General features: G+C 36.2%; 9 protein-coding genes. 5 read left to right on the forward strand and 4 right to left on the reverse strand.

What is annotated here, in order from left to right; all coding sequences use genetic code 11:
- Positions 1 to 542: transposase (locus B6A32_RS04485; protein WP_408607657.1), on the forward strand; the 542-nt coding region annotated here is incomplete at its 5' end.
- A 474-nt stretch (positions 543 to 1016) separates the two neighbouring features.
- On the opposite strand, the gene B6A32_RS04490 is transcribed toward B6A32_RS04485, so the two are convergent.
- On the reverse strand, positions 1017 to 2777 hold the full coding sequence (locus tag B6A32_RS04490) for a P-loop NTPase fold protein (RefSeq protein WP_085302343.1): 1761 nt from the start codon (positions 2775 to 2777) through the stop codon (positions 1017 to 1019).
- Between the two features lie 607 nt (positions 2778 to 3384).
- On the opposite strand from B6A32_RS04490, the gene B6A32_RS04495 reads away from it, so the two are divergent.
- On the forward strand, positions 3385 to 3636 hold the full coding sequence (locus tag B6A32_RS04495) for a TIGR03643 family protein (RefSeq protein ID WP_085301556.1): 252 nt from the start codon (positions 3385 to 3387) through the stop codon (positions 3634 to 3636).
- 97 nt (positions 3637 to 3733) lie between these two features.
- Here B6A32_RS04495 and B6A32_RS04500 read toward each other — a convergent pair whose 3' ends face one another.
- Positions 3734 to 4852 (reverse strand): GGDEF domain-containing protein, encoded by a 1119-nt coding sequence (locus tag B6A32_RS04500; RefSeq protein ID WP_085301557.1) that lies wholly within the window; start codon positions 4850 to 4852, stop codon positions 3734 to 3736.
- Positions 4853 to 5267: 415 nt separating this feature from the next.
- On the opposite strand from B6A32_RS04500, the gene B6A32_RS04505 reads away from it, so the two are divergent.
- The 3 genes from B6A32_RS04505 to B6A32_RS04515 all read left to right on the forward strand — a co-directional run bounded on the left by B6A32_RS04505 (position 5268) and on the right by B6A32_RS04515 (position 8727).
- Positions 5268 to 5552: a hypothetical protein gene (locus tag B6A32_RS04505; RefSeq protein WP_085301558.1), complete on the forward strand. Its 285-nt coding sequence runs from the start codon at positions 5268 to 5270 to the stop codon at positions 5550 to 5552.
- Between the two features lie 164 nt (positions 5553 to 5716).
- Positions 5717 to 6847 carry an OprD family outer membrane porin gene (locus B6A32_RS04510; protein WP_085301559.1) on the forward strand — a complete coding sequence of 377 codons (1131 nt, stop codon included), beginning with the start codon at positions 5717 to 5719 and terminating at the stop codon, positions 6845 to 6847.
- Between the two features lie 173 nt (positions 6848 to 7020).
- Complete coding sequence (locus B6A32_RS04515) at positions 7021 to 8727, forward strand: RluA family pseudouridine synthase (RefSeq protein ID WP_085301560.1); 1707 nt, start codon at positions 7021 to 7023, stop codon at positions 8725 to 8727.
- Between the two features lie 64 nt (positions 8728 to 8791).
- Here the strand turns inward: B6A32_RS04515 and B6A32_RS04520 are convergent, their stop codons facing one another.
- A complete protein-coding gene (locus B6A32_RS04520) occupies positions 8792 to 9259 on the reverse strand; it encodes a 2TM domain-containing protein (protein ID WP_085301561.1) in 468 nt (155 codons plus the stop codon).
- 119 nt (positions 9260 to 9378) lie between these two features.
- The gene (locus B6A32_RS04525; protein WP_085301562.1) at positions 9379 to 15006 is read right to left on the reverse strand and encodes an ABC transporter substrate-binding protein; all 5628 of its coding nucleotides are present in this window, start codon (positions 15004 to 15006) and stop codon (positions 9379 to 9381) included.
- Position 15007: the final 1 nt, after the last annotated feature.

The following is a 15007-nucleotide window of genomic DNA, read 5'->3' on the forward strand; positions in this document are numbered from 1 at the left end:
TTGCCAGGCAAGCCAATAAAGAAGATAAGTGTACTGGCCACTTCTGGGAAGGACGCTTTAAATCTCAAGCCCTGCTTGATGACGCTGCATTACTGTCTTGTATGGCTTATGTAGATTTAAATCCTGTTCGTGCCGGTATTGCCCCAACGCCTGAGCAGTCAAGCTTTACCAGTATTCAACTGCGTATCAAGGCAGCGATTAAAGGAGAGCAACCTAAAGCCTTATTACCTTTCACTGACAATGAACATCAAGACAAAACTGCAGGCATTTCTTTTAGCTTAAAAGATTACTTAACACTTGTTGATGAAACTGGGCGCGTGATGAGAGAAGATAAACGCGGCGCTATCAATGCTAAAACGGCTGAAATACTATCAAGACTCCACATCAGCGATGAGAGCTGGTTAAAACTCACCACCAACTTTGAAGGTATGTTCACTGGCGCGGTAGGTACTGCAGAGCATTTGTGTGAATTTACAGAGCAGGTTGGTTTAAAGCGAGCTCATGGTATCGCCAACGCTCAGGCTTGTTTGAATAGCGCTTAGCCAACTAACTCAGTTCAATAACAAAAAATATGGTTTTCTGAGGATGACATTAAAAGCTTGCCTGAAATTCAGCAAATGCTCAGAAAACTCTGCAAATAGGCAACATATCCCTCAGTTACATACTGAATAGTCCTACTAAAGAAAAAGTAATCTTCCCTTTCTTTGTTTGGTTTTTCTACAAAGATATTATGGGTGGCTTGATAAATAGCTGCAAAGATATTATGGGTGGCTTGATAAATAGCTGCCTCAGTTACATACTGAATAGTCCTATTAAAGCAAAAGTAATCTTCCCTTTCTCTGTTTGGTTTTTCTACAAAGATATTATGGGTGGCTTGATAAATAGCTTGATAAATAGTTTAGGCAACTGATCGCAACCCCTTCAGAAAATCAATCGCTATTGACTATATAAAGCAGACTCCGGGCTTGTCCAACACCCGAATAAGGTGTCGGCTGCGCGACACCTATTCTTATTTGTTAACTAGCACTTTGCTCTTTCTTAGAATTCTGTTTTTCCATTCTAGAATATGCTTCAAATAAGCTGTCATAAAGTTCAGCTAAACTAGCAACTTTTAGTCCTACACCAAGTTCTTTTCGTAAATCATCAACCACTGTTGATAGGGACTTTAAAGCTTCTAATTCTGGTTCAAAGAAATCTCCGATATTACTAAATTTATACCTCTGCTTAATAAACCTAACAAACTGAAACACATCTTCATTAGACCAATTTCGTAAAGCCACTTCTATAACATCTACGCTTATGTTTTGAAAAATCGGAGTGTGCATTTTATTTTGATAAACATCATCTTGAACATTAGCCCATGACACTTTAAAGTCTTGAGAGAATTGCGAATTTTTATTATCTTTTTTTAGAATATCCAGTTCTTCTTTCTTCAAGTAGAATTTTTTACTTACCTCATTGTCATAAAAGTTAATTCGATACCTATATTCAAATTCATCCTCTTCTGCTGGCGCTTGAAACCTATCGACATCAACACTATCACATAAATCTAACAAGCTAGGTTTTGTATGTTTTTTAGGAGCAATAACTTTTTTATCCAGCATATAAATATATGTATCACAAATACTGAACCATTCGTAAACCTCTACATCCGTCTCTTGAGCTATAAACGCTTCTAGTAATAACACACCATCTTGGAATTCTTCTTCGGATAATTGATTTTGAACCCAAGGTGATTTCATGGCATCAAGAAGAGTCTGTTTTATTGGTAAATTTAATTCCGATTTTAGATTAGTGAACTCGTAAAGCCCATCACAGCAGTAGCAAATTAACTTTTCATTCGCACCATAGAAACTTCCATCGAATATTGCATCCAATTTTTCATAGTCACTATTGTTTTCTTTTTCATTGTCTTTATCCATTCGACGGAAAACTCTTGAACCAATAGCATCAATGATTTTTTCTTTAGAAAAAGCATGCTCGAACTTTGCACAGCATATTCTTATTATATCTCCTAAGATTCTTGATAGTGCTAGATCAAGGACGACATTTTCTATTTGAGATATTTCTTTTTTAATACGAGTAAACTTTGACAAGGCTCTTTTTAAAACTCTAATGTTTTTCGAGTTTATAGCCGTAATATTTAGAAGAAGTTCGTTAGCTAACTTATCATCAATAGTTTCGTATTCTTCTTTAAGGATTGAAGTAACTTCTTCATGCGTAAAGCTAAATTTATATTTATCGGCAAATACTTTCTCAATATCATTTTTACAATTAAGCTTGTCTTCGTTTGCCACTACAATAACTTTTATATTTTTCGACTCAGCTAAACTTAAGCACTCACCTAAAATTTTTTGAATTAGTTTTTCTTCAACAACACGTTCTAAATCATCTAAGATCAATACACAATCATCAAGCTCGCCATAGAGTTTATATTTGTAGGCTCCAGCAGCTCCGCTTAGCACAGCACCGACACCTCTTTCTCCTAAATTATTTGCAGCACCATCAATGGCTTTAGAGAAGTATTTGGCTAGTACGGACGCTTCTTCTTTGTCAGTTAGTGACAAAGAGATAATCTTATCTCTAAAATCATCAATGCTAGAAATTCCATAAAGGGAAAAAAAGTAAACCTTTTGACTGAATTTTTCTTCAACCTTTTCTCTCAAGTTATTATTTATAAAATGTGTTTTGCCACTTCCCCATGCTCCATCGAGCAAAACAATCTGCGGAAATGAAGGGTCTTCTAATAGCTCTATTATTTGATCGACTTGCTTCACAATGACCTCGAAATTTCCCGTGCTAGTTAACAATTTAATAGGAGGCAACTTGCCTCTTTTACAGCAAAAAAGTTTCCACCTTATTTATTTTATATATTAATAACAAATCTTTGCAGCCAACACCACTTATTACCTACAGATAAAAACAAAACTTTCGCTTATAGTCGAAATGAGGCAAGTTGCCTCATTTCCTGACTTGGGTGGAAACAAGTTACAACTGCATTTAAATACTCAGTTATTAAACTAAATTAAGAACAAGAAGATGCTGCATCAATGTCCACTTCAGGCTCACAATTGCCATAAAATAAATGAATGATGACATCTTTTTTCTAAATGCTTAAATACTTTAGGGTGGCATACTTAAATGTAATTGGCTGGCAAGGCTAGATGGAATTGAGCGGCAATGATGGTCGATATTTTCCATAGTAGATTCGAAGGTCGATTTTAGGTACTCATTTACGAACTGCCCTTTGCAGAAAAAGCATATACAAGTATTCGTAAAAGATAATTAACCTATCTCTTTTTATACTATAGATTGGTCTTTAACTGGGTTCTATTCGTACTGCTAACAATATGCATTTTATCTACAATTAAGACTAGAATTTTTATGACATTATTTATCAGCGAAGAATCAAGAATTATAGAAATGGCCTGGGAAGATCGCACGCCATTTGAAGCAATAGAACTTGAGTTTAGTTTAAGTGAGCCTGAAGTTATAAAGTTTATGCGTAGCCGATTAAAACCTAATAGTTTTAAGCTTTGGAGAAAAAGGGTTACAGGTAGAGCAACTAAACATGCCAGTCTTCGCAGTAAAAACGTAACCCGGGGTTATTGCCCAACGCAATACAAGCAACGCTAAAAAGTACTCAATACTTGAGTACTTAATTTTCGCTGAACGCTAGAGGCTGTTTTATCTAGTTTACTGTTGTTGGATACAAAGAGCCGTACTAATTTGATTATTGAAAGGTCTTTAAATAATACTGACTTCTACCGCTCTCTTTTGCTTCATACAAATATTCATCGGCTATTTTAACTAAGTTATTACAAGTGCTTTTAGCGGTACTAGCCTTTAAAACAGCGCCAACCGATACTGAAGTTTTCAGCCTCTTTCCGCGATGATTAATGTTAAAGTTTGCAACAGATAACACTATATCAAAACAAGTTTGTTCAAGGCTTTCGCTAGTAATGCCATATAAAATAATGGCAAATTCATCTCCGCCTATACGAAAACCTATGTCTTCTGAACGGCGACATTTAGCATCAATAACTTCTGCTATTTTAATTAACACATCGTCACCAACGCTGTGACCAAATGAGTCATTTACCGCTTTAAAATTATCAGCATCAATTAAAATTAAACCCAATGTTGCATTATCCCTAGTCGCAATGGCATTTAATCGATCTATTTCTTCTTGAAAAGACCGTTTATTATGGAGTTTAGTTAAGCCATCTGTAATAGATTCGTTGTATAGCCTATTGATAAGTTGATAATTTTGATAAAGGGTTTTTTGACCTGCAAGATTGATAGTAAGACAAATACCAGTAACAAAAACGAGGATTATCAGCACAAATATTAAGTCAGGTAATGCTTGGTTTAGATGCAACTTAACAGCCGCAAACGACGATAGAATAATAAATGTAGCTGTCATTGCTGGCTTTATTGGGATCACTATTAACAAACAACCAAACATTAATATAAGCACTAACCCTAGCTCTGAAAATGGAAAGTCATAAATACTAGAAAGGTAAAAAATTAAGGTATGATTTAATCCACTTGCTATATAAACCGTGATTAATATGAGTAAATTTGCACGAATTGAACTTGGAGGATAAAACCAATATACAATATTTAAATATATTAATGGTAATATGACTAAGAATAGTCGTGTTGTTAAGGTTAGTGAGTAAACTTCGCTAGGAAATTTTAATACGTCCATTACCGCAAAAGCTAGGTATAAAAGTAGGGATACCAGTAGCGCCCATCGCCTAATACTTAAGCACTGATCCATTAAAAAATGTAAAAAGTTATCTGAAGATTTTACATTGTCACTCTCATGTTTTATTTCTGTGTTCATATAAATACTTTTTAATACTTATGAAAACCGGTGGTTTAATTATTTTTTTTATTGAAAATTAGCAAAGCTAAAGTAAACCACACGAATGATTACCTGTTCTAGTATAACTGTTTTCACCAGCTTTATTGTATACCTGGGCTTATAGGCTGATTAATCGTTATTAGCCTATGTTTAAAAGTGGTGACTGGTTAACAAAGATAATACTCACGGTACTTGAATTTAAACAAGAATACTAATTTACCGCTCATTTTATAATTTGTTATCGCTATATATTGGCAGCGCTTATTAAACAATATTGGTTAGTGTTGGGTAAAATACGAAATTTCATTGTATGTTTTTATAAACATTATTAGTCAACCGCTAAAAAGTGATGCAAACTAGCATGCGACGGTTATTAACTTATTGGATCGATATTATGAATTTAGACAAATCAACAAAACGCATTGCCAAAAAAGTTAAAAATGGCTTTCAGGGCTATCCGCAAATAACATTGGCTTATTTTGGTGTATCAACAGATATAGCAACAAAAGTGGTGGTTAGTTTTCTTTTAGAAGAAGGGGCTGATGCTCAAGAAGAGAGCTTTTCTAGTAAAAATGATGTTCGTAAAGATGAAACCATTCAAACGACTATCGTAAAAATAATTGAACGTGCAGAAGCAAAAACAGTTATTGAAATCGCAAACGTTGAGAAAATTAATTAATACTAGGTTATGAGAATACTCTAGAACACTTGCCTATAGTAAGTATTCGAATGCGGTTAAGGCTTAATAATTTTTAATGAAATGTGATTTAATTCTCACTTTAGATTGATTCTGGTTGAATTTAGCTCTATATTCGCCGCACTTTTACCCTATAACGTCCTTACATGAATGTATTTAAACAACCATTAGCCATTAGTGCGGTTATAGTGATGGTTATTTCTAATAACAGCTTTTCGAATGATATTTCTGTTTTAGATAATACCGAAGCACAGCCTGAAATTGTTGCTTGGCAAGAGCCAAGAACAGGGTTTTCTGGTCGTATTCGAATGGCTTATATCTCTATTGACAGTGAAGTGGATTCTGAAAGTTCAGCTATTGGGACTGAGCTTCATTATGCTAGTGAAAATTGGCAAGGTATAAGTGCTAATGGAAGTTTGTATGCAACTAACAAAATTTTTCAAGATGAAGAAGCTAGCTTTTTTGGCTCTGACGGCAACGGCTATGTAGTTTTAGGACAAGCCTATTTAAAAACAAGCTTTGAAAAAACCGAGGTTAAGCTAGGACGCTTTAGTTTTGACTCTCCTCATGCTGATATGAATGATGTGCGCATAATCCCCAATACGTTTTCTGGTATTTTAATTGATAATACCGATATTGACGATACCACACTTTATGCCGCTCATTTAACCAAGTGGATTAGTGTTGATAGCACTAAACCAGAAAACTATACTGATATACTCGGTAGTGACAATGTCAATGTTTTAGGGGTTGTATACCAAGGTATAGATAATATTGATTTACAAACTTGGTATTACAACGCCAAAGACTTAGCGGACTTTTTTTATGCTGATGCTACCTTCAATTTTGATAATTTAACTTTAGGCACTCAGTTAGGTAAACAATCAGACCGTAGCGATGATGATAGTGGGCCAAATGGCAATGTATATGGCATTATGGCAAGTTACACGTTAAATAACTTTACCTTTAAATCTTCCTATAACCATGTATCAGGTACTGTTATTAATGGTTTTGGCGGCGGCCCTTTTTATACCAGCGCTGCGGATCACACAATATCAGATGCGCTGGACCAAAGTGCTTTTGCAATAGGTCTAGACTATGCTGGTTTTAATAACCTGGTTTTAGGGGTTCTTAATGTTGACTTTGATAAAGGCGCTAACGAATTAGACTTTTTTGTAAGTTATGATTTTGGCAACAAGGTTATATTTGATTTTATTTATCATCACATACATGAAGATGGAAAAATGATTTTAGCCATGTTTAATGTTGGTTTTTAACTGTTTTATTTGTATTTGCTCGCATAGCTTAGCCATATAGCTTTGCAGTTATTTCCTGATTAAAACCTAACGCTTATTGAGTAGCTGTTAATTATAGCGCTACTCAATAAATTATAACTATTATGTTATGATCTGGGTTACTCGCCTTACACTTTATTTCATCATTTATTGCCATGACAACCTTTGCCTCTTGCTTTACACCATTTTCTCAGTTTATTGACAACATAGCGCTGCCAGAGAAATTTACTTTCCCGTTTTACTACCAACCTCATGCTATTGCTGTTGCAGCTGTTCAGCAGTTACAACAACAGCTTGAGCAATTACCGCTTAGCTTGACGGTGACTGATACCCTAACTAAAACAAAAACGATTGAAACAGCGGTTGATGAAACCAATTTCGGCAAAATGTTTGGTGTTTTAGTGGTTAAAAATAGCGAAGATGAAATAGGTTTTATCAGTGCCTATTCAGGGCAACTTAATGTTGAGAGCAGTAATACTATGTTTGTACCTGCGGTGTCTGATATGCAACTACAAGACGCAGTATTTTTAACCGAAAACCGCATTATTAATAATATTAATGCGGAAATAGCGACTTTAGAGCAAAGCGAAAAGTTAAGTCAAATTAATAACGAGCTAAAAGAAGCGACTGAAAATTATCAACAAGCATTAACCTCGCAACAGGGGTTAATTGTAGCGAGCCGCTTGCACAGAAAACAACAAAGAGATGATGCAGTTACAAAGCTAAGTAATGACGATTTTGAGCAGTTAAAAACCGTTTTAGCAGGGCAAAGTATACAAGAGAAGAAAAAGCTACAAGCGTTAAAAAAGAGTGGTCAGCAACAACTCGAGACTTTGCAGCAAGCTTTATCAGAAATTACCACTGAAATTGACAACTTAAAAAAGCTACGTAAAGCACGCTCTAAAAACTTACAAAAAAAGCTCTTCGCTCAATATAACTTCTTTAATGCCCACGGTGAAACAAAAGATTTAAATGCTATTTTTGCTGAGTTGCCAGAGCACACGCCACCGGCTGGCGCAGGTGATTGTGCGGCGCCAAAATTATTACAATATGCTTATCAACACAGCTTAAAACCTATTGCTATGGCTGAGTTTTGGTGGGGCGCTGCACCTAAATCAGCGATTAGGCAACATAAAAACTACTATCCTTCTTGCTACAGTAAATGCCAACCCATTTTGAATCATATGCTGCAAGGTTTGAAAGTAGAAGACAACCCGTTATTAATAAACCCTGCGCAAGGTAAAGACTTATCTATAGTTTACCAAGATAGCGATATGCTGGTAGTTAACAAGCCTGCTGAATTTTTATCAGTACCGGGGAAGAATATTGAAGACTCGGTATATTTGCGTATTAAAACCCAGTTTCCACAAGCTTCGGGCCCACTTATTGTTCATCGTTTAGATATGTCGACGTCGGGGCTGTTAATTATTGCGTTAAATAAAAGGGCGCATAAAGCACTGCAAAAACAGTTTATTGAACGTAGTATCGAAAAACGTTATGTTGCCTTAGTTACAGGGAGTGTTGTTGAAGACAGTGGCACTATCGAACTACCACTAATACTTGATTTTGATGATAAACCTCGGCAAATGGTGTGTTATGAACATGGTAAACACGCACTGACAACATGGCAGGTATTAGAGCGAAAAAATAATACTACGCGATTACATTTGTTTCCTAAAACGGGACGAACGCATCAATTAAGAGTGCATTGCGCACATAAGTTGGGCTTGAATATGCCGATTGTTGGTGACGATCATTACGGTACAAAAGCTCAGCGTTTGCATTTACACGCAGAGTATTTGTCGTTGTCGCATCCTATTAATCACAGTAAGTTGGAGTTTGAAGTTGCGGCCGACTTTTAAAGCAGTATTTATTAATCCTCTATACTTTTGATAGAGGATTAATAAAGGTAATTTTTGGTCGGTATTACAGCTTTTTACCTAACCTTTTTTCAATTTGCTTTTTTTCCCAATCTGCGCCAAAAAAACTGTATACCTCAAAAACACTCATGCCATGAGACACAACGCCTATACCCCAGCCAAAAGCTGCCCACCAAGCCCAATAATAATCAGGGCTGGTAATAAAGTTAACAATGAATAAACCTATTATGACAACAACATAATTTATAAGATGACTGTAAAAGTCTTTGATCTCTTTTACATGTTCAATAACACGGTTTTCTTCTTCACTATATTTTTCTGAGTTCAGCATGTTTTTTTCCTCTTGCAAATCTTCAAGTTCAATTTCGAAAACAGCAGCAAGAGACTTAAGTGATTCTAAGCCAGCTTTTTGGCCTCGTTCAATACGCTGAATGGTTCTAATATTTAAACCACTAAACTGGGCTAACTGCTCCTGAGACCATGCTCTTTTAAGCCTTAATTTTCGAACGATCATATACTTCTCCTTGTTGCTTTTCGTTTTGAATTATTAATTAGTAGCATGCTTTTTTCTACGACTTTTACCTGACTTTATCCTGACAGTTGTTATAAATCAATTGCTTATGATTGTCGCTCTTAAGTGATTGAAATACTTGTTAGTAGTCTAGCGGCGTCATCAAACTCATAAACTTCAACTTTTGACATTATATTTTTTAATTGCTGATGATAACGTTGCTGTTGCGTCATCGCTAATAAAGACTGAAGGGTTTCAATAGCAGCAACATCATAATTATCGACGTCAATTTTTAGTTGCTCGATAAGTGCTTTGCATTCTGAAACATTAAAACTAACATCATTTTGCATCGGCTGATTAAGTACAGATAAAGCCGTTTGTATTCGGTTTAATTCATTCTGACACTGGCTTAAAATGAACGGTTTTATATTCTGCTGCGATGCATTACTTTCTAACTCTTGGCAAAGCGTATATAAACTCGTTGCGCCAATGTTGCCAGCTACGCCTTTAAGCGTATGAGCCAACTGTTCGACTTCAGCAAAATTTTTCTGAGCAACTGCGCTTTCAATTGGCGCTAATGCATTGCTATAGTTATTTTTAAATTTCAGTAGTAAGCGCAAATAAAGGCTTCTATTATTTTGCGCTATTGCTAAGCCAGACTTAACATCTATGCCTTCGAGTGCAGGGAATGTTATTTGCTCATCTTCATTAGCCGAGAACTGAATTGTATCGTCGATTAGCTGATGATCTTTTTTGTGTTGTTTAGAGGTTACCCACTGAGATAATTTTATAAATAGTTCATTGGTATTAATGGGTTTACCAATATGTTCGTTCATACCCGATGCGAGCGCTTTTTCACGATCACCCGCCATAACATTAGCGGTCATTGCGATGATCGGTAAATCAATAAATCGAGCGTCTTGGCGAAGTTCGCGTGTGGTTTCATAGCCATCTTTTATCGGCATTTGGCAATCCATGAGTACGCCATCAAAATGCTCTGTGTTTAACTGCGCTATTGCTTGCTGACCATTATTGCTTATTACCACTTCAATACCATTACTGGTAAGCAGCTCTGTCGCTAATTCTTGATTTATTTCGTTGTCTTCTACAACTAATAGCTTGATGCCTTGCAAAGCATTAATTGCTGAAAATGACTCACGCTCAAAAAGGTCATTCTTTTTCCTTCTTAGGTTTTCTTTTCCAAGCGTTATTAGAAGACTATCAAGTAAGTTAGAGGAGGTTATTGGCTTACAAATTATTGAATAATTTATATCGTTAGCCAAAGCAGGGAGCAACACTTTTTGCTTATTTGGGAGAATATGTAAAATTGGTAGTGCAGCTTGATTTTCTCTGATCAAGTTTAAGTCATTACAGTTAAGGTTATCGCTACAGTTAACTAGATCGACGAGTAAGGCGTCAAAACTTTCATGCGGCTTTGCTAAGTAAGATAAAAACTCATCAGTCGAGTTAAAGTTTTCAACTGCAAAGCCTAAAGAGGTTAATATTCTCAGTATTATAGGTTGATAAATGATGTTGTCGGAAACTAAAGCAATTTTAAATTCTTTAAGAATCGTCAAGTTAGGCTTATTAGTGTTAAGTTCACTAGGCGACTGGCTTTGGTAACTCAGTGTGAAATGGAATGTACTACCTACATGTTCTTCGCTTTCTAGCCATATTTCTCCCCCTAGTAGCTCAACAAGTTGTTTACAAATAGCTAAGCCTAATCCTGTGCCGCCATATTTTCGGGTTGTTGAAGCATCGGCTTGGCTGAATGATTGAAACAGTTTCCCCTGTTGTGCAGGGCTCATGCCGATACCCGTATCTGACACTGAAAACTTTAATCTTACGTTATTGTTATGCTTATTGATGCACGAAACATGAACTTTTATCTCTCCTTGGTCGGTAAACTTAGCCGCATTACTACCAAGGTTAGTTAATATTTGTCCAAGGCGTAATGGGTCACCAATAAGGTTAAGTGGCACGTTTTCTTCTACGTCAAATATGAGCTCAGTTTGTGTTTCATTGAGTTTATCAACGAGTAAGTTACTAAGGTTCTCAAGAGCATCATCTAAACTAAATGGGATTGACTCAATTTCAATCTTGTTTGCTTCAATTTTTGAAAAGTCTAAAATATCATTAACAATACCTAAGAGTGATTCGGCCGCTACGTTCACTTTTACGATGTAATTTTGTTGTTCTGGGCTTAAGTCGGTTTTTAGTGCAAGGGCCGACATACCAATTATGGCGTTCATAGGGGTGCGAATTTCATGCGACATATTTGCTAAAAAGTTAGACTTAGCTTTTACTGCATCTTCGGCTAAAGATTTAGCGTCTGCTAGGGTTTCTTCGGCCATTTTTTGTTCGCTTATATCAACAAACGTGCCTAATAAGCCTGCTGAAGAACCATCGGCTTTTACAAAACTTTTTACCCAATACATAGTGGTATGTTCTAACCCGTCACCATAAACCAATGATATTTCTTTTCGTATCATTCCCATTGAAGCGATAACGCCAGTGTCTTCAGCTTGGTAAGCTATACGGTCAGCCATAGGGAGAAATTCAAGGTCGAGAACTGTTTTGCCAATAATATCTTCTCTTTTGACGTTAAAGGTTTGTTCATAGGCTTTGTTTACGTTGGTAAATGTTAAATCGGGCGCTTTAACAAAAATAGGATAAGGAATGGTATCAGCCAACGCTTGTTGAAATAGTATATGCTCGGCTAACTCGGCATCATGGCGTTTACGTTCGGTAATATCGCGAATAATCGCCACTATAAAACGTTCATTATGAATGTCGAGTGCGCTTACGGTAACCTCTGCGGCAAATTCATTGCCGTTTTTGTGTTTACCGGTCAATTCAAGTAATTGTTTTTCTGGAGCAGGCTCATTCAAAATTTTATCAAAAACATGCAGGCTTGCTTCGTCGGGTAGTAAGCACTCTATTTTTTTACCAATAAGCTCAGCTTTATCATAACCAAACATGGTTAACACTTGAGAGTTAACCAGATTATGTTCACGATGTTTATCGAGCATTAAAATGGCGTCAGGCGCTGACTCCATCAGTGCAGCGAATTGAGCTTGCGCCGCATTTCTTTGGGTAATATCGATTAACGTTAAGCGAATCTCGCTTAATTGTTCGTTTTCATCGTATACCGGTAAGGCTGACATCATAGTATCTATAGTCTTACTGTCATTAATGTTTACCGGTATTTCGCAGGATAAAGGATGAGATTTAGTTTTGAATATTTGGTGAACATAATGCTCTGGCGTTACAAAGTTTTGCCAGTTTAATGTTGTGAATAACTCGCGAGGGCGATCAAACATTTGGGCAAAAGCAAAGTTATGTTTAATAAAAACGCCATCAGCATTTAATGTTGCATAAGCAACTGGAGCATGTTCATATAATTCCCAAAGGGCGCGTTCTCGCTGATGTAATTCAGCGGTACGTTTTACCACTAATTGCTCAAGCTCTACTTTAGAGCGGCGCATATATTTTGTAGAGCGTTGTCCAACTGAAAGCGTAAATATGTTTGACGTTAAAGTTAATAACAATGTGATAAAAGCGATAAGCATTAACTTGTTGCGCAGTATATTTACGCCGATTAACGCCTCATCGGTATCTATTTCGGTTGCGATACCAAAGCCATACTGATTATCCCACAGCCATGCACCAAATACGCTTACTCCTCGGTAATCGTTATAACCATGCACATTGCTCGTTATTTTATTGTTGGTAATTAAGCTGATATTGTCAGAACGTGCGCTATTCATTATGTGATTTGCCATGAATGTAAAGGGCAGTTGCTGCATATCAAAATCAACGTTAGGGTTTTCCATTACATTAATTTGTGGAACTTTAAGTGTGATCAGCTGTTTGTTTTCATAAAATGTTTGTAAGTAATTAATACTTGAAAACTCTGCTTCAAACCGACTTCTTGATAGCATTTTTCCTTGTTTAGTCACTAAGTAACTTTCGCCCGAATTACCAATACGTCCTTGCTGCATAATATTCGATATTTGCCCACTAGGCTGAATTCGCATCGATAAAGCCGCTATTACTTGGTTATTCTCATTCTTTATCGGCGTAACCATATACATATTATATAAGTCTATTGGTTTGCTCGTATTTTTGATTACCTCGGCATCATTTGACTTAGATGGCGGTACAAAGTGGCTTTCTCCGTTAAAAACAGCTGCGATTATTTCTGGGTTTCTTTGAGCAATTAAGCTGATTTTGTCTAAATTTTCGTTGCGGTTCGAACCAATATTGATGTGCTCTGAACTAATAATGGAGAAATCTTTTCCCTCAATACTACTTTGACTTATGTATTGTCGTATTTTTTGTGTTGATTCAGACGTTTTTAATGGCTCGTTTAATGCCGAGCGCAGATGTAGTTCTTTGGTAAGTTGAATTATAGTGTTACTTTTAGCGATTTTTTTTAATTGTCTTTCTTGCTCGCTTATCCAATCGTTTAAGCGAGTTTTTGTCGCTTCAACTACAAACTCTAGATTTTTTTGCACGTTTGAACGGGTAATTTTTTCATTATCTTGCAGTGTTAGGTATATCACACTAAAAATAATGGCAATATTTAAGGCCGATATAGAATGCACTATAAAAGGAAATTTCCTCGATGCCATAAATGCCGCGATACGCTGTTGGCTGATCAGTTTTGGCAAAAGTAAGGTCGAAAAAATCAACATCAAAGATATTAAAATCATCATAACAATTAATGTTGTGCTGTCATCTAGGCTATTTTTTTCTGATGAAAAGTTAATAAGTGCATCTTCAAGCAATAAGTTTTCGGGAATAAAAGGCGAATCGGTCATCCCTAATTGGTGATAAATTTCACTAATTTTTTCCATGCGCGTGCGCGCTATTGAGCCTAGTGGAATAAATTTAGCTAAAATAATTTTATTAATTTCATTTGCTTCAAATGTTAAGTGTCGATGAGACTTATTTTGGCTATTGTACTTATCTTCAATGAGCTTAATTATTTCAGCTTGATGGTTAATGGCATATTGCCAACCTTTAATTGTTGCTTGGCGAATCGCTTGTACTCGCTGAGGATTGTTTTTTACTTCTAACTCACTGGTGAAAAGGTTATCACCATAGAAATCAATCCCGTAATCTCTGGGGCTGATGGTGAAAATATTAATATTGTCTTGTTTGAAATAAAAGGGTTCATTGGTGTTATAAATTAAAATTGCATCGGTTTCGCCGCGCGTTAATGCCCCCAAATGGTCACTTTTTTCCTGCCAATTAAACGCAGACATATCTTGTTCTGCTTGCATTAGCATGGCTGTTATTGGGGCAAAGTTTTTCCATTCTTTGCCCACCATAATACGTTTACCAATGAGATCAAACGGGCTCGCAATGCCTGAAGATCTTAATGTTGCAATAGTGGTAGGAGAGTGCTGAAAAATTTGCGCTACAATAACGACTGGTTTGCCTTTATTTTTTGCCACAATTAAGCTGGAGTCATTAATACCGTAATCTGCTTCGCCTGCAATAATATGATCTTCAATAGAACCTACTTCATTGCGCTCTCTTAACTCAACATCTAACCCTAACTCGCGATAAAAGCCTTTTTCTTTTGCCGCGTAGTAACCAGCAAATTGATATTGATGAAACCAATTAAGCTGAATAGAAACTTTTTCTAACTCTTGCCCTAAGCTTTGGCGAGAAGTGAATAAAGTAATGATGCAACTTAATAATATTAAAACACTTTTATTGCTTAGATAATTCAACATA

It is taken from the genome of Colwellia polaris, assembly GCF_002104515.1.
In the GTDB taxonomy this organism is placed as follows: domain Bacteria; phylum Pseudomonadota; class Gammaproteobacteria; order Enterobacterales; family Alteromonadaceae; genus Cognaticolwellia; species Cognaticolwellia polaris.